Source organism: Frigoribacterium sp. AP1 (genome assembly GCF_056680555.1).
Map to the genome: position 1 here is coordinate 2,918,549 of NZ_CM155288.1, position 22,183 is coordinate 2,940,731.

Below are 22,183 nucleotides of genomic sequence, written 5' to 3' on the forward strand. Positions count from 1 at the left end.
GCAGGCGGCGCGGCCGCCGGTGCCCCGCCCCACGACGAGAGGGATCACACATGGAGTACGCACGACTTGGCACGAGCGGTCTGACCGTCTCGGCGGTGACCCTCGGCTGCATGAGCTACGGCGTGCCCGACCGAGGCACGCACGAGTGGAGCCTGCCCGAGGACGAGAGCCGCCCGTTCATCGCTCGAGCGCTCGAGCTCGGCATCACGACCTTCGACACCGCCGACGTCTACTCGGACGGCACCAGCGAGGAGATCGTCGGCCGGGCGCTGCGCGACTTCGCCACCCGCGAGGAGGTCGTGCTGGCGACCAAGGTGCACGGCCGCATGCGTCCCGGCCCGAACGGCGCCGGGCTCGGCCGTGGCCACGTGATGAGCGCGATCGACGACAGCCTGCGCCGACTCGGCACCGACTACGTCGACCTGTACCAGATCCACCGCTTCGACCCCGAGGTGCCGGTGGAGGAGACGATGGAGGCGCTGCACGACGTCGTCAAGGCCGGGAAGGCCCGCTACATCGGTGCCTCGAGCATGTGGGCATGGCAGTTCGCCACGATGCAGCACGCGGCCGACCTCGGCGGCTGGACGCGCTTCGTCTCGATGCAGGACCAGTACAGCCTGATCCAGCGAGAGGAAGAACGTGAGATGCACCCCTACTGCCTCGACCAGGGCGTGGGCGTGCTGCCCTGGTCGCCCCTGGCCCGCGGGAAGCTGACCCGCGACTGGGACGCCACCACGGCCCGGACCGAGACCGACCGCTTCGGTCAGACGCTCTACAAGCAACGCGAGGACGGCGACCGGGCCGTCGCGCAGGCCGTCGCCGACGTCGCGGAGGCGCGGGGCGTCTCGCGCGCGCAGGTCGCGTTGGCCTGGGTGCGGCAGCAGGACGCGGTCACGTCGCCCATCGTCGGCGCCACGAAGATGCAGCACCTCGACGACGCCGTGGCCTCGGTCGACCTGTGGCTCACCGACGACGAGCTGGACGCGCTCGAGTCGCCCTACGTGACGCGCGAGAACGAGGGGTTCTGACGGGATCGCTCCGCCCGGTCGACCGTGGCGGCGCCGGTCTAGGGTGAGCGGCACGGACGGCGAGGACGCCGGCCGACCTCGACGAAAGGCAGCACCCATGGGCAGCGACGTCAACAACCACGAGCACGACCGGTCGAGCACGGGCGGACCCACCTCCGGTGAGGACGGCTCGTACGTGGACGACGACCTCGAGGGCGGTGCCCGCACCCGCGGGCCGCACGACGGCGAGGCCGACGGCACCTACGCCGAGGAGGCCGGCACGAGCGAGGGAGACGGCTCGTACGTCGACGCCCAGGTGCCGGACGAGCCCGCGGCGGACGGCGGACCCCACGACGGCGAGCCCGACGGGTCGTTCACGCAGAGCGACGTCGACGGCGGCCGCTGACCCCACCGCCCACCGGCGCCCGGCCCGGCCCCCCGCGGGTGCCGGGCCGTTCGGCGCGTGGCGTCCCGTCGACCGGCCCCGGGGGTACGGTCGTCTGAGGGAGGAACACATACATGACCAAGCGAATCGTAATTCTCGGCGGCGGTTCCGCCGGGCTCACCACTGCACTCGAACTGCAGAAGCGACACCCACCCCAGGCGGCGAGCATCACCCTCGTCGACCAGGCCCCGTACTTCACCTACCAGCCGTTCTTGCCCGAGGTCGCCGGTGGCCACATCGCCGCGCGCGACGTCACCGTGCCGCTGCGCAAGACGCTCAAGCGCACGAAGGTCGTCGAGGCGTCCGTCACCGGGCTCGACAGCGAGGCCAAGAAGGTCACCGTCACCAGTGCGGACGGCGAGTCGAGCGACATCGCCTACGACCAGCTGGTCGTCGCCCTCGGTGCGGTCACCCGCACCTTCCCGACCCCGGGACTCGCCGAGAACGGCGTCGGCTTCAAGAGCGTCGAAGAGGCGCAGTACGTGCGTGACCGCATCCTCGGCAACATCGCCGAGGCGGCCAGCGTCAAGGACCCCGCCGTCCGTCGCAAGCTCCTGACCGTCGTCTTCGTCGGTGGCGGCTACACCGGCGTCGAGGCCCTCGCCGAGCTGTCCGACGCCGCGAACTCGGCCGTCGACACGTTCCCGAACCTGTCGCGCGACGAACTGCGCTTCGTGCTGGTCGAGGCCCTCGACCGCGTCGCCCCCGAGGTCGGCCCCGAGCTCTCGAAGTGGACCCTCGGCCAGCTGCGCGGTCGCGGCATCGACATCCGCCTCAAGACGACGATGCCCTCGTGCATCGACGGCGACGTCGTGCTGAGCGATGGCGAGACCATCCCCGCGGGCACGATCGTCTGGACGGCCGGCGTCAAGCCGAACCCGGTCCTGGGCGACATGGGTCTGCCCCTCGGCCCCAAGGGGCACGTCAACGTCAGCGCGACGCTGCAGGTCCAGACCGAGGACGGCCAGAAGCTCGACGGCGTCTGGGCCCTCGGCGACGGCGCGCAGGTTCCCGACCTCCTGGCCGAGAAGCAGCCCGCGTACTACCCGCCGAACGCGCAGAACGCCGTGCGCCAGGCGGTCACCGTGGCCGACAACGTCATCGCCACCCTCTCGGGCGAGCCCGTCAAGGAGTACCGCCACGAGTCGCTCGGCACCGTGGCGAGCTACGGCATCGGCAAGGGCGCGGCGAGCATGTTCGGCCTGCAGCTCAAGAACGTGCCGGCCTGGATGGCCCACCGCGGCTACCACCTGTACGCGATGCCCACGCTCAACCGCAAGTTCCGCATCCTGTCCGGCTGGGTGACGAACTTCGTCGGCGGCCGCGACACGACTCCGCTGGTCGGCCTCGGCGACCCGCGCGCGGGCTTCCTCAAGGTCACCCCGAAGGTCGACGCGAAGAAGTAGACGCGACCGACCGTGTGAAGGAGGCGCGTCCCGGGTGACCGGGGCGCGCCTCCTTCGTCGTCGGTCCGGTCGGGTGCCCCGGGTCCGTCTCAGGCGGTGGTGAGGCGCCGCACGGCCTCGCGCACGATCTCGCGCTGCAGGGCGGGGTCGAGGACCACACCGGGGTGCGCCTCGCCGAGACCGGGCAGGTTCTGCCAGGCGCGGGCGAGTGACATGACGAGGGCGAAGATGTCGTCGCTGCTCCAGGACACCGTCACGGCCGGGTCGTCGCGCAGGCGGTCGAGCTGCGACAGGGCGGCGTCCTGGACAGCGCGCAGGGTGGGGACCGAGGCCTCCCAGTCGTGCTCGCCCTCGAGTCGGGCCCAGGCGATCAGCCGGCTGTGGTCGGGGTGGGCCTGCATGTGGTCGAAGACGGCGAGGGCGAACTCCTCGATGCTCACGGCGGGGCGCGAGGCCGCGTCACCCATCGTCTCGAAGGTGCCGTTCAGGACGGTCGTGAAGAGCGACCGCTTGTCGCCGAAGTTCGCGTAGAGGCGCTCCTTGCTGCAGCCGGCCTCGGCCGCGATGCGGTCCACACGCGACCCGGCCAGCCCGTGTCGCGAGAACTCCGCGGTGGCGGCCTCGAGGATGGCTCGACGGGTCTCGGCGGCATCGGTTCGCATCGGATCACCGTAGCCGACTCACGAACCAACCAACTAGTAGGTAGGGTGATCTGTCGTCCCCTCAGAGAAACAGGTACCGCAGTGACCACCGTCGCCCCCGCTCCCACCGAGACGCGCTCGTCGCGCCGCTGGTGGGTGCTCGTCATCGTCGCCCTCGCGCAACTCGTCGTCGTCCTCGACGGCACCATCGTCAACATCGCCCTGCCCGACGCCCAGGCCGACCTCGGCCTCAGCGACGAGAACCGTCAGTGGGTCGTCACGGCCTACGCGCTCGCCTTCGGCGCCCTGCTGCTGCTCGGCGGTCGCATCGCCGACTTCTGGGGCCGCAAGCGCACCTTCATCGTCGGCATGGTCGGCTTCGGGGCCGCCTCGGCGTTCGGCGGCCTCGTGCAGACCGGGGGCGAGCTGATCCTCGCCCGCGGGCTCCAGGGCGTGTTCGCCGCCTTGCTCGCCCCCGCGGCCCTCGCCGTGCTCACCACGACCTTCGCGTCGGGCCGTGACCGGAACACCGCCTTCGCCGTCTTCGGCGCCATCTCGGGCGCGGGTGCCGCTGTCGGACTCGTGCTCGGCGGGGTGCTGACCGAGTTCGTCAGCTGGCGCTGGTGCCTGCTCGTCAACGTGCCCATCGTGCTCGTCGCCATCGTCGCCGCCGCCTTCGTGGTGAGCGAGAGCCGGGCCGAGGGGCGCAACCGCCTCGACGTCGTCGGGACGATCGTCGTCGCCGCCGGCCTCGCGAGCCTCGTCTACGGCTTCACCCGGGCCGAGGACGGCTGGGGGTCGGCCGTCGTCATCGGGTTCATCGCCCTGGGGGCCGGCCTGCTCGCCCTCTTCGTCGTCGTCGAGCGGCGGAGCGACCACCCGCTGCTGCCGATGCGCGTCCTCGCCGACCGCGTCCGGGGCGGGGCCTTCCTGGTGCAGTTGATCGTCGGGAGCGTCATGATCGGCGCCCTGCTCTACCTGACCTTCCACCTGCAGATCGTGCTCGGCTTCGGTCCGCTCGAGGCGGGGCTCGCCAGCCTGCCGATGACGCTCGTCATCATGGTCTGCGCTCCCCTTCTGACCAAGCTGCTGCCGGTCGTCGGCCCTCGCCCGATGATGATCGTCGGGCCGCTCGTCGCCGGGGCGGGGCTGCTCTGGCTCGCCACGCAGATCACGGCCGACGGCTCGTACGCGGTGCAGGTGCTGCCCGCCCTGCTCGTCATGGGCGTCGGCCTCGCCGGGGTCTTCGTGCCCATGCAGAACCTGGCGCTCAGCCGGGTCGCGCCGCACGACGCCGGTGCCGCCAGCGCGACCTCGAACGCCATGATGCAGATCGGCGGATCGATCGGTCTCGCCGTGTTCACGAACCTCTACGCCGGGGCCGTCGCGTCCTCGACGTCGACGGTGGGCGGGCCGCTCGGTGCGTTGGTCGACGGCTACTCGGTGGCGTTCCTGGCCGCCGCGATCGCCATGCTGCTCGCGGCGCCGATCTCGTTCTTCCTGATCCGCGGCCGCAAGGAGGACCTGCTGCCCACCGAGGCTCCCGTGCACCTCGGCTGATCAGGCGGGGGTCGGCGCGGCGGCGGTGGTCCGGGGCAGACGCACCGCCGCCCCGGCCGCCACCGCTAGCAGGACGGCCGCCACGCCGAACGCCGCGGGGTACGAGACCGTGTCGACCAGCAGTCCGGCGACGAGCGGCCCGGCGATCGCCCCGACGTCGGAGCACATCGAGAAGATCGCGACCGGACGACCGCCCCGGGCGCCCGCGGCGTCGCCGACGAGCGCTGCCGGCGCGGTGCCCATGAACGCCGTCGCCACGCCGTAGACGCAGAGCAGGGCGCCGAGTGTCCAGACGTCCGGGGCGAGCGACACCGCGAACAGGGTCACGGCGGCCACCGCGAACGCGCCGATCACGGCCGGTCGACGGCCGACCGTGTCGACGAAGCGCGCGGCCGGTGCCAGCGCGATGGTCTGGGCCACCGCCGACGCGGCGAAGAGCAGGCCCGTCCACGCCGTCGGTCCGCGCAGGACCTCGACCACGAGGACGGGGACGAGGGCACTGCGCACCCCCAGCGAGGACCAACCCTGCGCGAAGTTGGCGACGCACGCGGTCCGGAACCGCACGTCTCGTAGCACGACCCCGAGGGGCACCGGAGGCGCGGTGACGGTCGTCGAGGAGTGCTGCGGTGCCCGGCGCAACAGCACGACGCCCACCAGGCCGGCCACGGCGAGCGTGCCCGCGTAGAAGAAGAACGGCGCCGTCAAGGAGATCGTGGCGAGGAGTCCGCCGAGTGCCGGACCCGCCATGCCGCCGACGAGGAACCCGCCCTGGTAGAAGCCGACGGCCCGGGCCCGGAGCGACGGGTCGGTCGCGCTGAGCAGCAGCGTCATCGCCGCGATGCTGAACATGGCCGAGCCGATGCCGCCCGCACCCCGGAGCAGCAGCAGCTGCGGGTAGGTCTGGGCGAGCCCGGCGAGCCCGCTCGAGAGCGCCACGATGCCGATGCCCACCGAGAGCACGACCCGCTCGCCCATCAGGTCGATGAGTCGTCCCACGAACGGGCTCGCCACGAGGCGCATGAGGGCGAAGGCCGAGAGGACGGCGCCCACCAGGGCGTGGTCGACGCCGAAGCTGCGGGCGTAGACCGGCAGGACGGGGACGACCACGCCGAAGCCGACCATGACGAAGAAGGCGATCACGCCGAGGACGTAGACGTCGCGGGAGAGACGGGGGCGGTCGACGTCGGCGACGCGGGGGCGGAACGGGAGCACCGACACAGGCTACGGGGCGTGGAGTGTGACGTCGTGTGTCAGCACGGACGACAGCACGAGCCCGGGTCGTGAGGATGGCCTCATGACTCGACGAATCCGGTTCAACGCCTTCGACATGAACTGCGTGGGGCACCAGTCCCCCGGTCTCTGGCGGCACCCCGACGACCGCTCGGCCGACTACACGAAGCTGAGCTACTGGACCTCCCTCGCGCGCCTCCTCGAGAAGGGCGTCTTCGACGGCCTCTTCATCGCCGACGTGCTGGGCACCTACGACGTCTACGGCGGCAACCACGACGCGGCCCTGCGCAACGGCACCCAGACACCGGTCGGCGACCCGGTCCTGCTCGTCTCGGCCATGGCCGCCGCGACCGAGCACCTCGGCTTCGGCATCACGGCCGGTACGGCCTACGAGCACCCCTACCCGTTCGCGCGGCGCATGTCCACGCTCGACCACCTGACCGAGGGGCGGGTCGGCTGGAACGTCGTCACCGGCTACCTGCCGAGCGCCGCCCGCAACATGGGGGCCGACGACCAGCTCGACCACGACACCCGCTACGACCAGGCGGACGAGTACCTCGAGGTCCTCTACAAGTTGTGGGAGGGGTCGTGGGAGGACGACGCCGTCGTGCGCGATCGCGAGTCGGGCGTCTTCACGGACCCGACGAAGGTCCACGAGATCGGCCACGACGGCACGTACTACAAGGTGCCCGGCATCCACATCGCCGAGCCCAGCCCACAACGCACGCCCGTGATCTACCAGGCCGGTGCCTCGCCGCGGGGCATCCGCTTCGCCGCCGGCAACGCCGAGTCGATCTTCGTGGCCGCCCCGACCAAGGAACGCCTGGCCGCGACGGTCGGGAAGATCCGGGACGCCCTCGAGGCCGCAGGTCGGGACCGGTACTCGGCGCGCATCTACACGTTGCTGACGATCATCACCGACGCCACCCCCGAGGCGGCCCGGGCCAAGCACGACGAGTACCGGCGCTACGCCTCGCACGAGGGAGCCCTGACGCTGATGTCGGGCTGGATGGGCGTCGACCTGTCGACCTACTCGCTCGACGACCCCGTGGGTGACGTCGAGAGCAACGCCATCCAGTCGGCACTCGCGAACTTCCAGGCGCAGGAGGGCGACACGGGCAAGGAGTGGACGATCCGCGACATCGCCGAAGCGGCGGGGATCGGCGGTCTCGGGCCCCGCATCGTCGGGTCCGGCGAGGAGATCGCGGACCAGTTGCAGGAGTGGGTCGACGAGACCGACGTGGACGGCTTCAACCTGGCCTACGCGATCACGCCCGGCACGTTCGAGGACGTCGTCGAGCACGTGATCCCCGTGCTCCAGGCCCGGGGCGTCTACCCCACCGAGTACGAACCGGGCACCCTGCGGCAGAAGCTGTTCGGGCGCGGGGACCGGCTGCCGGACGAGCACCACGGCGCGCGGTACAAGGTCTCGACCGGGTTGTCGGCGACCTGAGGGAGGACCTCGAGGCGAGAATCTGAGGATCGTTAGAACGGCGTGTCGGTGGAAGCCGACACGCCGTCCTCATCTGCTCTTTTCGGGGCTCGTTCGGATAACGGTGGTCGGCTGCGGGGTCCCGTGGGGGGTGGTCGACGACATGACGCGGTGCCGGGGCCGTGGTTAGTGTGGACGCCGGTCGCCCTCCGAGGAGCGACCGTTCGGATCGATGGTCGTTGCCGGTGATGGGGAGATGGTCTGCGTGGCGTGGAATTTCGTGGTGGACCGGTGGAGCCAGATCTGGTTCGCCTCCTGGCAGCACCTGTCCCTCGTGGTGCAGTGCCTCGTCCTGGCCGTGCTCATCTCGGTCGGCCTCGCCGCCCTCGTGCACCGCAGCCCCAGGCTCTACGCCCTGGCGAACGGCGTCTCCGCCGTGGGGCTGACCCTCCCGTCGTTCGCGCTCGTCGGTCTCCTGATCCCCTTCGCGGGCTTCGGCGTCGCACCGTCGGTCATCGTCGTGACGTTCTTCGCCGCCCTGCCGATCCTGCGCAACGCCGTCGTCGGACTCCACGAGGTCGACGGCTCCATCGTCGAGTCGGCGCGGGGCATCGGCATGGGCCGGTTCCGCACCCTCGCGACCGTTCAGATGCCCCTCGCGTGGCCGATCATCCTCACGGGGATCCGCGTGAGCGCGCAGATGGTCATGGGCATCGCCGCGGTGGCGGCCTACGCGCTGGGGCCCGGCCTCGGCGGCTTCATCTTCTCGGGCCTGTCCCGACTCGGCGGGGCGAACGCGCTCGCCTCCGTGGTCACGGGCGTGGTGGGCGTCGTCCTGCTCGCCCTCGTCCTCGACCTCCTCCTCGTCGGCCTCGGCCGCCTGACCGTCTCGAGAGGCATCCGTGTCCAGAACTGACCCCACCCGCGCCTCCTCGTCCCCCTCGGACGAGGTCTCGGGTCGCAGCATCACCCTCGACCAGGTCACGAAGCGGTACCCCGGCCAGGCGAAGCCGGCCGTGGACGGCATCACCCTCGAGATCCCCGCCGGGAAGATCGTCATGCTCGTCGGGCCCTCGGGTTGTGGCAAGACCACGACGCTGAAGATGATCAACCGGCTGATCGAGCCCTCCGAGGGGCGGATCGTCCTGGGCGACGACGACGTCACCTCGATCGACGGCGACGAGTTGCGCCGTCGCATCGGCTACGTGATCCAGGCCGGCGGCCTGTTCCCGCACATGAGCGTCGCGGCGAACGTCGCCATCGTGCCGAAGATGCTCGGCTGGTCGAAGGAGCGCATCGCGGCCCGCGTCGACGAGCTGCTCGAACTCGTGTCGCTCGATCCGGCCACGTACCGCGACCGGTACCCGCGCGAGCTGTCCGGCGGTCAGCAGCAGCGCGTCGGAGTCGCTCGCGCACTCGCGGCCGACCCGCCCGTGCTGCTGATGGACGAGCCCTTCGGTGCCGTCGACCCGATCACCCGCCAGCGCCTGCAGGACGAGCTGATCAACATCCAGCACGAGCTGCAGAAGACCATCGTCATCGTCACCCACGACTTCGACGAGGCCGTCAAGCTGGGCGACTGGATCGTCATCTTCTCGGAGGGTGCGCACATCGTCCAGTACGACACCCCCGAGCGCATCCTCGCCGAGCCGGCGAACGAGTTCGTCGAGAACTTCATCGGGTCGGGCGCCGGCCTCAAGCAGCTGACGTTGACGCGCGTGCGCGACGTCGACCTCGCCGAGGCCGTCGTCGCCCGCTCGGGTGAATCCGCCGCCGACGTCCTCGCCCGGGTCGAGGCGGCCGGCCACGGTCACGCGGTCGTCGTCGACGATCGGGAACGACCCGTCGCGTGGCCCTCGCGCCGACAGCTCGGCCGTCTCGGCGTGCTGGGCTCGACACCCGACGCCGACCTGCCCGTCATCGGCAGCGGTGCCACGCTGAACGACGCACTCGACACCATGCTGGTCTCGAGTGCGGGTGCCGCGCTCGTCACGGGCCGACGCGACGCCTTCATCGGCGTCATCACGGTCGAGGTCGTGATGGAGGCCATCACCCGCGCGCGCGCGTCGGCGGCGGAGGCCCAGCACGACGCGCCGGTGGGTACCAACACGGGCTCCTTCGACGTCGTGCCGGGGGGCCCCGCGGACGACGAGGACGCGGCGTGACCGCCTCGGCCGCTCCGGCCTCGGTCGACGGGCGCTCGTCCGGTCGGCGCGGGCCCCGCCCGGCGTGGCTCGGGTTGCTCGTGCAACCCGTGGCCGTGCTCGCCGTGTTCGCGGCGTTCGTCGTCTGGCTGACCACGGCCGACCTGACGACGGCCGAACGCACCACCCTCAACCCCTCCGACCTGCTGGCCTACACGGGCGAGCACCTCGCCCTGACGTTCGTGTCGGCGGCGATCGTGCTCGTGCTGGCCATCCCCCTCGGGGTGCTGCTCACCCGGCGCCCGTTCGTCCGCATCAGCGGCCCCGTGCTGGTCGTCGCGAACTTCGGACAGGCCGCACCGGCCATCGGTCTGATCGTGCTGCTCGCGTTCTGGCTCGGCTTCACCTTCTGGGCGGCCGTCGTCGCGCTCGTGCTGTACGCGGTGCTGCCGGTGCTGCGCAACACCATGATCGGCCTGCAGAGCGTCGACGCCCGCCTCGTCGAAGCCGGTCGAGGCATGGGCATGAGCGCGTCGTCGGTCCTGCTCAAGGTCGAGCTTCCGCTGGCCGTCCCCGTGATGCTCTCGGGCATCCGCACGGCCCTCGTGCTGCTCGTCGGGTCGGCGGCCCTGGCCACGTTCATCGGCGCCGGCGGCCTGGGCCTTCTCATCACCACCGGGGTCAACCTCTTCCTGCCCCGGGTCCTCGTCTCCGGGGCTCTGCTCATCGCCCTGCTCGCCCTCATGATCGACTGGCTGGGTCGTGTCGTCGAGTACGTCGCCCGTCCGAAGGGACTCCGCGCATGACCACCTCCCGCCTCCCCCGCCAGCTGCGCCGCGCCTCCTCGTCCCTCGCCGTCGTCGCCGCGGCGACGGTCGCGCTGACCGGATGCGGCCTGCAACCGGCGACAGCGTTCGTGCCCGCGGTGGCACCAGGCTCGATCCGAGCCATCGAAGGGCTGCCCGACGACGCGGCCATCACCGTGACGGCGAAGAACTTCACCGAGCAGCTGATCCTCGGCAAGATCGCGGTGCTCGCCGCCCAGGCCGCGGGCTTCGAGGTGACCGACATGACGAACGTGCCGGGGTCGGTGGCGGTACGACAGCTGATGCTCGACGGCACGGCCGACATGACCTACGAGTACACCGGCACCGCCTGGCTGACCTACCTCGCCGAGGCCGAGGGCATCCCCGACCAGCAAGAGCAGTACGAGGTCGTCCGCGACGCGGACGCCGACAACGGACTGACCTGGCTCGAGCCGGCGCCCCTCAACAACACCTACGCCATGGCCGTCCGGGCGGAGGCCGTGCCCGAGCTGGGCGACATCACGTCGCTCTCGCAGATCGCCGACCTGCCCGTCGACCAGCGCACCTTCTGCGTCGAGGCCGAGTTCAACTCGCGGGCCGACGGCTTCGCCCCGATGCTCGCCGCCTACGGGCTCGAACTCGGGGCCGCGGACGGCGTGCCGACGAGCAACGTCAGCATCCTCGACACGGGCACGGTGTACACCGCGACCGACCGGGGCAGCTGCAACTTCGGCGAGGTGTTCACGACCGACGGTCGGATCGACTCTCTCGACCTCGACGTGCTAGAGGACGACCGTGGGTTCTTCCCCGCCTACAACGCGGCACCGGTGCTCTCGACGGCCACGCTCGCGGAGTACCCCCAGCTGGCCGAGGTGTACGACGAGATCTCGCCAGCCCTCACCGACACCGAGATGCGCCGCCTCAACCTGGCGGTCGACGTCGAGGGCGAGGAGCCGGCCGACGTGGCCTTCGACTGGATGGTCGAGCAGGGATTCGTCACCCGTCCGTGACACGCGGACGAGGGTGATTGTGACGGGTGATGCGCCCCTCGACCGATCGGTCGGGGGGCGTTCTCCGTCTGTACCCCATCGGTGACCGCCAGGACGGGGACGAGGCGAGATGAACGACACCTGTCGGGATGGTGAACGCCGTCCACGTGGGCGTGTCGGGCTTCGATCCGTGAGCGCGTACCGGTGCCTGACCAGGCATTTCTCCGAGACCGCGGTGGTCTCTGCGTCCTGCCCGCGAAGGGACACGCCGCGCCGGCGCGTTTCACGGCTCCTTGTCACCCCCGCACGGGTGACACGACAGGGGTCGGGAGTCACCCGTTCGGGTGTCGGCAACAGGGGGGACACGGCCGCCCCCGAACGGGGGGTCTTGATAGGCTCTTGTGTCGGGTGCCCCCCGAACTAGAGTCACAGCATCCTCCTGGTCGACCCGAAATCACCAGGAACTGAGAAACCCGACCCTCTCCCCGGGAGCATCTGCTCCCGCATCACCGCACCGACCCGAATCGTGCGCCGAGCAGACCCGCTGCCCGGCGCGCCCGTCGCCGCCCCGGCCGACGTCCCGCACCCTCGTGACGTCCGTGCCCCGGCGCGACGCCTGGGCGGTCGATCGAACCCGAATCTCGATCGACCGCCCGCCACCGCCCCGTCGTCACCACCGACGTGGGCGCGCCGTCTCCTACCCGAACCCGAGACCCGATGTCCAGCACGCAGAGCGAACTCCGCTCAGTCCTGGTCGGACCGTCGTCACCCCGACGGATCGACCCCCCGTTCGACCTGACCGAGTCGGAGGGGCCCCTCGCCTCCCCGGCCGCGACCCACGACGCCGAGTCCGGCGCGGCCTGGGCCCGCCGCTACCGGCGCCGCCTCCGCCTCGTCGACACCGTCGTCCTGACCCTGAGCATCGTCGGTGCCGTCGCGGTCGACGCCGTGCGGGCCATCGCAGCCGGTCGGGGCTCGGACGCGACCACCCTCCTCGAGTCGGTCGGCTCGCCCGTGCTGCCCGTCGTCGTGGGGCTGGTCTGGACCCTCTGCCTGACGCTGCACCGCACCCGCGACCTCGCGGTCGTGGGCAGCGGCGTCGTCGAGTACAAGCGCCTCCTCACGGCCAGCGTCTGGGCCTTCGCCGTCGTGGCGATCGGGTTCGCGTCGGTCGGTCACATCGGCGGTGAGGGCTATTTCCTGGTGGCGTTGCCCGTCGGCGGGGCCGGCCTGGTCGTCGGGCGGTGGACGATGCGGCGCTGGCTCGAGCGCCAACGTGCGAAGGGGCACTACCTCTCGAGGGCGGTCATCGTGGGATCGCGCGACGACATCGCCGACGTCGTCCGTCGCATCGACAAGACGAGCGGTGCCGTGTACGACGTCGTCGGGGCCGCCGTCCCGGACGCCGACCCGCGGGGCATCGTCGTCGGGGGCCGCGTCGTCCCCGTGGTGGCCGACCTCGACGGGGTTCCCCGTGCCGTCTGGCGTCTGGGCGCCGAGAGCGTGATCGTCGCCGGCGAACCCGGTCGTGGCCGCGAGTACCTCCGCGACCTCGGATGGTCGCTCGAAGGACGCGCGACGGAGCTCGTCATCGCCTCGCGACTGACGAACGTCGCCGGGCCGCGCATCCACTACCGTCCGGTCGAGGGTCTTCCCCTGATGCACGTCGAGCTGCCGCAGTTCGACGGCCCGAGGCACGCCCTCAAGCGGCTGTCCGACCTGGTGCTGGCGTCCGCCGCCCTCGTCGTCCTCGCGCCGGTGTTCGCCGTGGTCGCCCTCGCGGTGCGTCTCGACGGCCCGGGCCCGGTGCTGTTCCGTCAGCGACGGGTCGGCCGGGACGGGCGCACCTTCGAGATGTTGAAGTTCCGGTCGATGGTGGTCGACGCCGAGAGCCGCCTCGCCGACCTGACGCAGGCCGACGAGGGCGCCGGCCTGCTCTTCAAGATGAAGTCCGACCCCCGGGTCACCCGCGTCGGCGGTGTCCTCCGCCGATGGTCGCTCGACGAGCTCCCCCAGCTGTGGAACATCGTCCGGGGTGAGATGAGCGTCGTCGGGCCCCGCCCGCCCCTCCCGCGCGAGGTCGAGGGGTACGAGGACCACGTCCACCGACGTCTCTACATCAAGCCCGGTCTCACCGGCATGTGGCAGGTGAACGGGCGCAGCGACCTCAGCTGGGAGGAGAGCGTCCGCCTCGACCTCTACTACGTCGAGAACTGGTCGCTGACGGTCGACTTCGTCATCATGTGGCGCACCGTCCGCGTGCTCTTCGAACACCGGGGAGCGTATTGAGCCCCTCCAGCAGCATCCGAGACCACCACGGGCCGTTCACGGGCCCGGACCACGCTCACGACGACAGGGGAGAGAGCATGTCCGTCGACATCAGGCACTACCGGGACCGCGAGTCCGCACCGGCGGCGACCGCCGCACCGGCCACGCGGGAGGACGCCCGCCCGGGCGTCGACCTGCCCGAACTCCCCCGCCGCCGGAGGGGATCGCGTCGCAGCCGGGTGCTGCTGGTGCACTCGTCCGATGAGATGTACGGCTCGGACCGGATCGTCCTCGAGGTGGTCGGCGAGCTCGCTGCCCGCGACGACCTCGACGTCACGGTCTGGCTGCCCTCCGACGTCGCGGTCGGGCCCCTGGGCCCGAGGCTGCGCGAGCTCGGGGCGCGCGTCGAGCGGACGCCCCTGCCGATCCTGCGCCGGACCCGGCTCGGGCCGCTCGGACTCGTCCGCCTGGCCCGCGACGCGGCTCGCACGGCGCTCCGCTTGTCGGGACGCCACTTCGACCTCGTCTACTGCGCGACGAGCGCCTGTCTCGTCGTCGCCCCCGTCGCCCGCGCCATGGGCGTCCGCCGCGTCGTGGGACACCTGCAGGAGCCTTGGAGCGACGGTGACCGTCGTGGCCTCCGTCCCATGGCCCGCGCCTGCACCTCGCTGGTCGCCGTGTCGCGCTCGGTGCTCGACTCGTCCGGCCTCTCGGAGGACTCGCGCGCCGTCGTGGTCCACAACGGCGTCTCGGACCGGTCGATCGCCGCGGTCGAGCGAGCCGAGGGTCGTGTGCCCCAGTACGTGGTGGCGAGCCGATGGAACGGCCACAAGGGCCACGCGACTCTGCTCACCGCCTGGAACGCGGCGGGCTGCCCCGGCCAGCTCGTCGTCCTGGGCGGCCCCCCGGCCGTCGGCTCCTCCGTCGACGTGCCCGGTCTCGTCGCGGCAATCGTCTCGCGGCCCGAGACGGTCACCGTCGTGGGAGAGGTCGACGACGCGTCGCCCTACCTGCGCGACGCCGACGCGGTCATCCTGCCGACCGACACCCTCGAAGGGTTCGGACTCGTGACGCTCGAGGCGTTCAGCCAGGGGCGTCCCGTCATCGCCAGCCGCTCCGGCGGTCCCGAGGAGGTCGTCGACGAGGGCCGCACGGGCTGGCTCTTCGACCGTCGCGACGTCGACGGCCTGACGACGATCCTCGCCTCGATGGACGTCGCCACCCTGGCCGTCGCCGGGCGCAACGCCCGCGAGGCCTACCTGCAGCGGTTCACCCCGGAACGCATGCGCCGCCGCATCGGTGCCGTCGTCACGCGCGAACTGCACACGGCCGACGTCGACTCGCTGGCGGTGGCTTCGTGAGCGACACCACCACGACCGCCGAGGCGGCCTCGCCCCGACCCGCCGTGCCCCGTGCCGTGCGGCCCGCCCTCGCCGCCCTCGCGTCGGCCCAGAAGCCGTCGACGGGTGCGCCCGCGTACTCCCGCTTCGTCAACCGCCGCCTCGGTCGCTGGGCCGCCGCGGTGGCCTACACGCTGGGTGCGACGCCGAACCAGGTCACCGCATTGAGTGCCGCGTGCACCTTCGCGGGCATCGCCGTCCTCGCCCTCGCGCCGTCCGGCATCGGCACGGCCCTGGCCGTCGTCCTGCTCCTCGTCGTGGGATACGCGCTCGACTCGGCGGACGGGCAGGTCGCCCGCCTCCGCGGTGGCGGCAGCCCCGCCGGTGAATGGCTCGACCACGTCATCGACGCGACCAAGATCGCGGTGCTGCACCTGGCCGTCTTCGCGTCGTGGTTGCGTGAACCGGACGGTCGCGAGGCCCTGTTGGCCGCGCCGCTCGTCTACCAGGTCGTGGCGACGGTGGCCTTCTTCGCCATCGTCCTGACCGACCAGCTCCGCCGCGCCGAGGCGGCCCGGACCGGCGTCGCCGCGCCCGTGGGACGACGCACGGGATTGCTCTACTCCCTGGCGGTCGTCCCGACGGACTACGGCCTGATGTGCCTCGCGTTCGTCCTGTTGGCCTGGCCGCCCGCGTTCACCGTGGTCTACCTGGCCCTCCTCGTCGCCAACGCCGGCTATCTCGTCCTCGCCTTGCCGAAATGGTTCCGCGAGCTGAAGTCCGTGACGCCCCCGTCGATCGGGTCGAGGCCGTGAGTCGCGAGGGCACCCCGACCCGACGTGCCCTCGTCGGCGGTCTCGGTCGGGCCGTGTCACGCCACGCCGCGCTCGTCGGCGTGGCGGCCCTGCTCGGGGTGGCCGCCGGTGCCGGCGCGTCGCAGCTCGCTCCGGTGGGATGGCGCGCCGAGGCGACCGTCCTGGTCCGCGTCGAGTCCCCGGGATCGGGCCTGGCGGCCCGCGGGCAGTTCGCGCAGCAGCGTGTGTCGTCCTACGCCGAGCTGGGCACGAGCCCCGAGGTCCTCGGGCCGGTCGCGGCCGACCTCGGCGTCCCCGTCGACGAACTCGCCGAACGGGTCTCGGTGGTCAACCCGGGCGGCACCGCCGTCCTCCGCGTGCAGACGACGGCCGGCACGGCCGACGGGGCGGCCTCGTTGGCCGACGACGTCGCCGAGAGCCTCTCGGCGGTCGTGGACCGCGTCGAGTCGCAGGCCGGGTCGGACGGTCAGACCGTCGCACTCGACCTGACCTCCCCGGCGGCCGTGCCGTCGACGCCCGACGAACCGGGCCTCGCTCTGACGATCCTCTCGGGACTCCTGGCCGGCCTGGCGGTCGGTCTCGCGGGTGCGATCGTCCTGTCCCGTGCCCGACCGACGGTCGACACGGTCGAGGACGTCCGCCGGATCACGGGGCTTCCGGTCGTGGGACAGCTCCCGGGGGCCCTCCGACACGGCGACGATCCGGTCACCGGGGTCTCGTCCGCCCGGACCCGCACGGCCCTGCGCGAGGTCGTCCAGAACACGCGGGCACTGCGCGGTGGCGCGCTGCCCGCCACGCTCCTGTTGGCACGGACGGATTCCGTCCGCGAGGCGGTAGGCGTCGACGGCGGCCTCGCGCGCGCCGTCGTCGAGCTCGGCGCCACCTGCGCCCTCGTCCAGTCCGACTTCGACACCCGCACCCTCTCGCGCCCGTCGACGGTGCCCGTCGGCGCCGTGCCCGAGGAGGTCGAGGCCGATCGGCACGGGTACGACCGCGTGCCGGTGCCCGACGGGGTCGTCGCGTCGTCCCGTCACCTGGTCCGCTCCGGGACCCACGCCTTCTTCGCCGCTCTTCGGGAGGACTACGACGTCTCCGTCGTCCAGGCCTCGAGCGACTCCCACCCGCTCGCGTTGCGCAGCGTGACCGAGGAGGTCGACGGCGTGCTGCTCGTCGTCCGCTCCGGCGTCACGACCGTGGAGTCCCTCCGGAGCCTGAGCGCCGAGCTGCTCAGCCTGGACGTCCGGCCCGTGGGCGTCGTGCTGACCGGCGTGCCTCCGTGGCGTCGGGTCCTGGTGCGCGCCACGTGGCGCGACGACGACGTCCGTCACCCCGTCGAGGAACCCGCGCCCTCGTTCAGCATCGCCGACCTGGTAGACCACGCGGGCGGGTCGCGTCCGCTCCAGGACCTCCCCCGCCTCCGACGTCGGCCCGGTGCCCTGTCGTGACCGCATCCGAGCAGCACCCCGACGAGAGGACCACACCCGTGGACGTCATCCCCACCCCCGCAACCGACCTCGCCCTCGACCCCGTCGAGATCGGGAACGGACGAGGAGGCGCGGGCCGGGTCGGCTACGCGGCCGGTGCCTTCGACCTGTTCCACATCGGCCACCTGAACCTGCTGCGGCACGCGTCCGCGCAGTGCGACCACCTCATCGCCGGGGTCGTGTCCGACGAGATGCTCCAGGTCACGAAGGGGATCTCGCCCGTCGTCCCCCTCGCCGAACGACTCGAGATCGTCCGTCACATCGACGTCGTGGACGGCGTCCACGCCGAGACCGTGCCCGACAAGATGGATGTCTGGCGCGAGCTGCGCTTCGACGTGTTCTTCAAGGGCGACGACTGGCGGGGCACCGAGAAGGGCCTCCGACTCGAACGCGAGTTCGCCGCGGTCGGGGTCGAGGTCGTCTACTTCCCGTACACGATGAGCACGTCCAGCACGGTCCTCCGCCGGGCGCTCCGGGCCCTCTCCGGTGCACCGGGCCACGGCGCCGAACCGGTCACCGTCGGCGACTCCGTCCGGCTCCAGGGCTGACCGGTCCTCCCCAGCCCGGCACCGACCGTCGTCGACGGGTGCGGCTGGGGAGAACCACCCGAGCGTGGTGGCGGCCCGAGATGCTCGACCCATGACACTCACCTCGGTCCTCGACACCACCCTCGACCGCCCTCCTGCCGACGCGATCAGTGCCCGCGACGCGTCCGAACCGGCACGGGTCGCCGATCCGCACGCGCCCGTCCGCGACGTCGACGACCTCGTCCGGCACATCGACGCCATCGTCCCGGTGGCGGTGCGTCGTCAGCTCTGGACGTTGTTCTTCGACGACGACGACGTCCCCCTGCCCCTCATGGTGCCGCTCGAGGGCATCCCCGAGGTGCCCGACACCTCCGCCCTGGACCACTACGGTGATGCCCTGGCAGCCGTCGCCACGGAGTTCGGCGCCGCGACCGTGGCGTTCGTCCTCGAGAGGGTCGGGGCCGCGTCGCCCCATCCCTCGGACCGTCGGTGGGCCGAGGGGCTCCAGGCGCTCGGTCGAGGACGACCGTTCGAGGTCCGACCGGTGCTCCTGTGCGGCGACGACGGCGTGTCCCTGCTCGACGCGGGCAGCGGAACCGACGGCCACGCAGCCCGGGATGCCGTCCCTCAGGCGTCCTCGAGCCCCGTCCGCTTGGTCGACATCGTCCGCCTGCCCTGACCCCGCTCGCGGTCGACGAGTCGCCACCAGGCGGTCTCGGCGAGATCCGGGGACGTGTAGACGCCCAGCCGGGCCGGCTCGGCGTCGGTCGGACTCCACCGGCTCAACCGGTAACCGCCGCCGAAGCGCTCGACGACCGCCTCGGGTGCAGCCTCGGGGTCGGCACGCACGGTCCACCGGTCGGGGACGTTCTCGTCGAGCATCGGTCGATCGTACCCGGGTCAGGCGCGCTGGCCGAGGCGACCGCGCAGCACGTCGATGCGCTTCTGGATCTGCTCGGTGCTGGCCTGGGCGACCGACGGGCCCCCGCTGATGCGCCTGAGGTCGGCGTGGATCAGCCCGTGCGGCTCGTTCGAGTGACGCGACCAGATCGACACCAGCCGGCTGAGCTCCTGCCGCTGCTCTTTGATCGTCTGGTAGAGAGGTCGGGCCTCGTCGACCGGAGTCGTCGTGGGCAACCCGGTCTTCGGAGCCCGTCGGGCCTGGGTGGCCTGGCGTTGTCGCAGCAGGTCGCGCACCTGATCGGGCTCGAGCAGACCGGGGATCCCGATGAAGTCGAGTTCTTCGAGGCTGCCGATCTCGCCTCCGGTGCCGAACTCGCCACCGTCGTAGAGCACCCGGTCGAACGAGGCCTGCGAGTCGAGAGCCTCGAAGGGTTGCTGCTCGAGGAGGCTCGACGCCTTCTCGTCGCGGTTGGCCGCGGCCATCATGTCTTCTTCGGGCGCGAACAGCCCGTCGTCGGCGTCGGTGGGCCGGTCGAGCGCGTGGTCGCGTTGCAGTTCGAGCTGGTTGGCCAGGGCCATCAGGCTGGGCACGCTCGGCAGGAAGATCGACGCGGTCTCACCCCGCCGCCGGGCCCGGACGAACCGACCCACGACCTGGGCGAAGAAGAGCGGCGTCGAGGCCGAGGTGGCGTACACGCCGACGGCGAGGCGTGGGACGTCGACGCCCTCGGACACCATGCGGACGGCGACCATCCAGCGGCTGTCACCGTCGGAGAAGGCCTGGATGCGGTCGGAGGCGGCCTTCTCGTCGCTCAGGACGACGGTCGGGCGCTCGCCCGTGAGCTTCTGGAGCACGGCCGCGTACTGCCGAGCCGCGGTGTGGTCGGTGGCGATGACGAGACCGCCGGCGTCGGGAACGCCACGGCGCACCTCGGTGAGACGCTTGTCGGCCGCCGAGAGGACGGCAGGGATCCAGTCGCCCTGGGGCGACAGCGCCGTGCGCCAGGCCTGAGCAGTGATGTCCTTCGTCACGGCTTCGCCGAGGGACGCGCTCATCTCGTCGCCCATCCGGGTGCGCCAGCGCATCTGCCCGGCGTACGCCATGAAGAGGACGGGGCGCACGACGCCGTCGGCGAGGGCGCGACCGTAGCCGTAGGAGTAGTCGGCCCTCGAGGTGCGGATGCCGTGCTCGTCGGGGGCGTACTGCACGAACGGGATCGGCGCCGTGTCGGACCGGAACGGGGTGCCCGTCAACGAGAGGCGGCGGGTCGCGCCGGTGTAGGCCTCGCGGATGCCGTCGCCCCAGCTCAGTGCGTCGCCGCCGTGGTGCACCTCGTCGAGGATCACGAGGGTGCGACCGGCCGTCGTGATGGCCTTGTGCACCTCGGGCTTCATTCCGACCTGGGCGTAGGTGACGGCGATGCCGTGGTAGTGGCGCCCGAAGGTGCCGTCGGCGTTCTTGAACATCGGGTCGAGGCGGAGGTTGACCCGATCGGCGGCGTCCGCCCACTGGCGTTTGAGGTGCTCGGTGGGGGCGACGACGACGACGCGGTCGACCTCGCCGCGGGACAGGAGCTCGGTGGCGAGGCGGAGGGCGAAGGTCGTCTTGCCGGCGCCCGGAGTGGCCGCCGCGAGGAAGTCCCTCGGCATCGTCGAGAAGTAGAGCTCGAGGGCGTCGGCCTGCCAGGCGCGCAACTTGCTGGCGGTGCCCCAGGCGGCCCGCTCGGGGAACGCGGGCGAGAGGTGTTCGGCGGCCGAGTTGCCTGCCGAGACGCCGACGTCGAGCGGGTCGGACGACGTGCCGTCGAGGTGCTGCTCACCCCCGGCGGGGTCGGATGCGTTGGCGGTGCTCACTCGAACCGAGTTTACCCTCGACCGGCGTCGTCCACGGACGCGGCGCCCGCGTCCCGACCCGACGCGCCGGGCCGACGTCGCGAGGCGCCGAGCAGCGAGGCCGGCGTCAGCATGGCCGACCCGAACTTGGCCCGGAGGGCGTCCATGGTCGATTCCGCCTCGCGCCAGTCGGCGTCGTCGTCCCACAGGCCGAGCGAGTCGCCGCCCGTCCCCTCGCTGAGCTGTTCGACGCGCACGCCGACGAGCCGGATGCGTTCGTGCTGCTTGCCCGTGGCCTCGTACAGGGAGACGACCTCGTCGTAGATGCGGCGACCGAGGTCGGTCGGATCGGCGAGTGTGCGTGACCGTGTGATGGTCACGAAGTCGGTCGTTCTCAGCTTGAGCACGACCGTGCGGCCGCTCACGCCGGCGGCCCGCAGGCGGGTGCCGACCTTGTCACTCAGGCGGAGGAGTTCGCGACGGACGACGACCGGGTCGACGACGTCGGTGCCGAAGGTGTTCTCGTTGCCGACGCTCTTCTCGGCCGTCTCGGTGTGGACGCTGCGCGGGTCGCGGCCCCACGCCAGGTCGTGCAGCTTCGCGCCGGCCGCCGGCCCGACCGCGTGGACGAGCATGTCGAGGGGGGCGGCGGCGACGTCACCGACCGTTCGCAGGCCCCGGTCGAGCAGCACCTGCTCGGTCTTGCCGCCCACGCCCCAGAGGGCGCTGATCGGCCGCGGATGCAGGAAGGCCAGGGTGTGGCGGTGCGGCACGAGCAGGAGCCCGTCGGGCTTGGCGACGCTCGAGGCGAGCTTGGCGACGAACTTGGTCGACGCGGCACCGATGCTGCAGTGCAGGCCGGTCTCGGCGTGCACCCGTCGACGCAGCGCCGTGGCGATCTCGAACGGGGAGCCCATCAGGCGGATCGATCCGCTGACGTCGAGGAACGCCTCGTCGATGCCGAGGCGCTCGACCAGAGGCGTGACGTCGTCGAACATCGACATGACGCGCGAGGACCAGTGCTGGTACTTCTCGAAGTGCGGTTCGAGCACGATCGCCTGCGGGCAGCGACGCAACGCGATCGCCATGGGCATCGCCGAGTTGACCCCGTACTTTCTTGCCTCGTAGGTGGCGGCCGTGACGACCGACCGGTCGGAGCGGTGCCCGATGACCACGGGCCGGCCCCGCAACTCGGGGTGGTCGAGCAGTTCGACGGAGGCGAAGAAGGCGTCCATGTCGACATGGAAGATCGGCGCGGTCGCGTCATCGGTCGGCACCGTGGTGACGAGTCGCCCGCTGCCGTCTTGTTTGCTCACCGGAGCATCCTCACATGCGCCACCGACATCGACGTCG

At 71.7% G+C, this 22,183-nt stretch carries 20 protein-coding genes; 15 read left to right on the forward strand and 5 right to left on the reverse strand.

The genetic code is table 11. From position 1 onward, the window contains the following. Window positions 1-50 precede the first annotated feature (50 nt). From AC1MBW_RS13865 to AC1MBW_RS13875, 3 genes are all read left to right on the forward strand, one after another. Window positions 51-1,028 (forward strand): aldo/keto reductase, encoded by a 978-nt coding sequence (locus AC1MBW_RS13865; protein WP_480024846.1) that lies wholly within the window; start codon window positions 51-53, stop codon window positions 1,026-1,028. A 97-nt stretch (window positions 1,029-1,125) separates the two neighbouring features. Beyond that, the gene (locus AC1MBW_RS13870) at window positions 1,126-1,413 is read left to right on the forward strand and encodes a hypothetical protein (RefSeq protein ID WP_480024847.1); all 288 of its coding nucleotides are present in this window, start codon (window positions 1,126-1,128) and stop codon (window positions 1,411-1,413) included. 113 nt (window positions 1,414-1,526) lie between these two features. Then, window positions 1,527-2,858, forward strand: a complete 1,332-nt coding sequence (locus AC1MBW_RS13875) for an NAD(P)/FAD-dependent oxidoreductase (protein ID WP_054146130.1) — start codon at window positions 1,527-1,529, stop codon at window positions 2,856-2,858. Between the two features lie 89 nt (window positions 2,859-2,947). Here AC1MBW_RS13875 and AC1MBW_RS13880 read toward each other — a convergent pair whose 3' ends face one another. Then, the gene (locus AC1MBW_RS13880; protein WP_054146129.1) at window positions 2,948-3,520 is read right to left on the reverse strand and encodes a TetR/AcrR family transcriptional regulator; all 573 of its coding nucleotides are present in this window, start codon (window positions 3,518-3,520) and stop codon (window positions 2,948-2,950) included. 81 nt (window positions 3,521-3,601) lie between these two features. Between AC1MBW_RS13880 and AC1MBW_RS13885 the strand changes: the two genes are divergently transcribed. Next, a complete protein-coding gene (locus AC1MBW_RS13885; RefSeq protein ID WP_056226540.1) occupies window positions 3,602-5,059 on the forward strand; it encodes an MFS transporter in 1,458 nt (485 codons plus the stop codon). On the opposite strand, the gene AC1MBW_RS13890 is transcribed toward AC1MBW_RS13885, so the two are convergent. Beyond that, window positions 5,060-6,271: an MFS transporter gene (locus AC1MBW_RS13890; protein ID WP_480024848.1), complete on the reverse strand. Its 1,212-nt coding sequence runs from the start codon at window positions 6,269-6,271 to the stop codon at window positions 5,060-5,062. An 82-nt stretch (window positions 6,272-6,353) separates the two neighbouring features. Between AC1MBW_RS13890 and AC1MBW_RS13895 the strand changes: the two genes are divergently transcribed. From AC1MBW_RS13895 to AC1MBW_RS13945, 11 genes are all read left to right on the forward strand, one after another. Continuing rightward, the gene (locus AC1MBW_RS13895; protein ID WP_054146126.1) at window positions 6,354-7,742 is read left to right on the forward strand and encodes an LLM class flavin-dependent oxidoreductase; all 1,389 of its coding nucleotides are present in this window, start codon (window positions 6,354-6,356) and stop codon (window positions 7,740-7,742) included. A gap of 244 nt (window positions 7,743-7,986) precedes the next feature. Further along, complete coding sequence (locus AC1MBW_RS13900; protein WP_480024849.1) at window positions 7,987-8,637, forward strand: ABC transporter permease; 651 nt, start codon at window positions 7,987-7,989, stop codon at window positions 8,635-8,637. Continuing rightward, window positions 8,624-9,886 carry an ATP-binding cassette domain-containing protein gene (locus tag AC1MBW_RS13905; RefSeq protein ID WP_480024850.1) on the forward strand — a complete coding sequence of 421 codons (1,263 nt, stop codon included), beginning with the start codon at window positions 8,624-8,626 and terminating at the stop codon, window positions 9,884-9,886. Before AC1MBW_RS13900 ends, AC1MBW_RS13905 begins: the two co-directional genes overlap by 14 nt. A 74-nt stretch (window positions 9,887-9,960) precedes the next feature. Continuing rightward, complete coding sequence (locus AC1MBW_RS13910) at window positions 9,961-10,671, forward strand: ABC transporter permease (protein ID WP_054146196.1); 711 nt, start codon at window positions 9,961-9,963, stop codon at window positions 10,669-10,671. Then, window positions 10,668-11,681, forward strand: a complete 1,014-nt coding sequence (locus tag AC1MBW_RS13915) for a glycine betaine ABC transporter substrate-binding protein (protein WP_480024851.1) — start codon at window positions 10,668-10,670, stop codon at window positions 11,679-11,681. The genes AC1MBW_RS13910 and AC1MBW_RS13915 overlap by 4 nt, the downstream gene beginning before the upstream one ends. Before the next feature lie 696 nt (window positions 11,682-12,377). After that, a complete protein-coding gene (locus tag AC1MBW_RS13920; protein ID WP_480024852.1) occupies window positions 12,378-13,949 on the forward strand; it encodes a sugar transferase in 1,572 nt (523 codons plus the stop codon). Window positions 13,950-14,026: 77 nt separating this feature from the next. Continuing rightward, on the forward strand, window positions 14,027-15,289 hold the full coding sequence (locus tag AC1MBW_RS13925) for a glycosyltransferase family 4 protein (RefSeq protein WP_480024853.1): 1,263 nt from the start codon (window positions 14,027-14,029) through the stop codon (window positions 15,287-15,289). Then, the gene (locus tag AC1MBW_RS13930; RefSeq protein ID WP_480024854.1) at window positions 15,286-16,083 is read left to right on the forward strand and encodes a CDP-alcohol phosphatidyltransferase family protein; all 798 of its coding nucleotides are present in this window, start codon (window positions 15,286-15,288) and stop codon (window positions 16,081-16,083) included. The genes AC1MBW_RS13925 and AC1MBW_RS13930 overlap by 4 nt, the downstream gene beginning before the upstream one ends. Further along, window positions 16,080-17,528, forward strand: coding sequence for a hypothetical protein (locus AC1MBW_RS13935; RefSeq protein WP_480024855.1), 1,449 nt, complete (start codon window positions 16,080-16,082; stop codon window positions 17,526-17,528). The genes AC1MBW_RS13930 and AC1MBW_RS13935 overlap by 4 nt, the downstream gene beginning before the upstream one ends. Before the next feature lie 89 nt (window positions 17,529-17,617). Further along, the gene (locus tag AC1MBW_RS13940) at window positions 17,618-18,115 is read left to right on the forward strand and encodes an FAD synthase family protein (RefSeq protein WP_480026122.1); all 498 of its coding nucleotides are present in this window, start codon (window positions 17,618-17,620) and stop codon (window positions 18,113-18,115) included. 91 nt (window positions 18,116-18,206) lie between these two features. Beyond that, window positions 18,207-18,773 carry a hypothetical protein gene (locus AC1MBW_RS13945; RefSeq protein WP_480024856.1) on the forward strand — a complete coding sequence of 189 codons (567 nt, stop codon included), beginning with the start codon at window positions 18,207-18,209 and terminating at the stop codon, window positions 18,771-18,773. Here AC1MBW_RS13945 and AC1MBW_RS13950 read toward each other — a convergent pair. The 3 genes from AC1MBW_RS13950 to dinB are packed head-to-tail and all read right to left on the reverse strand — an operon-like array spanning window position 18,722 to window position 22,146. Further along, entirely contained in the window at window positions 18,722-18,976 is a 255-nt protein-coding gene (locus AC1MBW_RS13950; RefSeq protein WP_054146118.1) for a hypothetical protein, read from the reverse strand. The genes AC1MBW_RS13945 and AC1MBW_RS13950 overlap by 52 nt on opposite strands. Before the next feature lie 18 nt (window positions 18,977-18,994). Next, window positions 18,995-20,851, reverse strand: a complete 1,857-nt coding sequence (locus AC1MBW_RS13955) for a DEAD/DEAH box helicase (RefSeq protein WP_054146117.1) — start codon at window positions 20,849-20,851, stop codon at window positions 18,995-18,997. 11 nt (window positions 20,852-20,862) lie between these two features. Beyond that, window positions 20,863-22,146, reverse strand: a complete 1,284-nt coding sequence (gene dinB / locus AC1MBW_RS13960; RefSeq protein ID WP_071253322.1) for a DNA polymerase IV — start codon at window positions 22,144-22,146, stop codon at window positions 20,863-20,865. Window positions 22,147-22,183: the final 37 nt, after the last annotated feature.

What these genes read in the sequence shown, in the direction of transcription:
- AC1MBW_RS13875 (WP_054146130.1), top strand. Translation starts at nt 1,527, where the DNA reads ATGACCAAGCGAATCGTAATTCTCGGCGGCGGTTCCGCCGGGCTCACC.
- AC1MBW_RS13865 (WP_480024846.1), top strand. Translation starts at nt 51, where the DNA reads ATGGAGTACGCACGACTTGGCACGAGCGGTCTGACCGTCTCGGCGGTG.
- AC1MBW_RS13920 (WP_480024852.1), top strand. Translation starts at nt 12,378, where the DNA reads ATGTCCAGCACGCAGAGCGAACTCCGCTCAGTCCTGGTCGGACCGTCG.
- AC1MBW_RS13925 (WP_480024853.1), top strand. Translation starts at nt 14,027, where the DNA reads ATGTCCGTCGACATCAGGCACTACCGGGACCGCGAGTCCGCACCGGCG.
- AC1MBW_RS13950 (WP_054146118.1), bottom strand. Translation starts at nt 18,976, where the DNA reads ATGCTCGACGAGAACGTCCCCGACCGGTGGACCGTGCGTGCCGACCCC.
- AC1MBW_RS13895 (WP_054146126.1), top strand. Translation starts at nt 6,354, where the DNA reads ATGACTCGACGAATCCGGTTCAACGCCTTCGACATGAACTGCGTGGGG.
- AC1MBW_RS13945 (WP_480024856.1), top strand. Translation starts at nt 18,207, where the DNA reads ATGACACTCACCTCGGTCCTCGACACCACCCTCGACCGCCCTCCTGCC.
- AC1MBW_RS13915 (WP_480024851.1), top strand. Translation starts at nt 10,668, where the DNA reads ATGACCACCTCCCGCCTCCCCCGCCAGCTGCGCCGCGCCTCCTCGTCC.
- AC1MBW_RS13870 (WP_480024847.1), top strand. Translation starts at nt 1,126, where the DNA reads ATGGGCAGCGACGTCAACAACCACGAGCACGACCGGTCGAGCACGGGC.
- AC1MBW_RS13880 (WP_054146129.1), bottom strand. Translation starts at nt 3,520, where the DNA reads ATGCGAACCGATGCCGCCGAGACCCGTCGAGCCATCCTCGAGGCCGCC.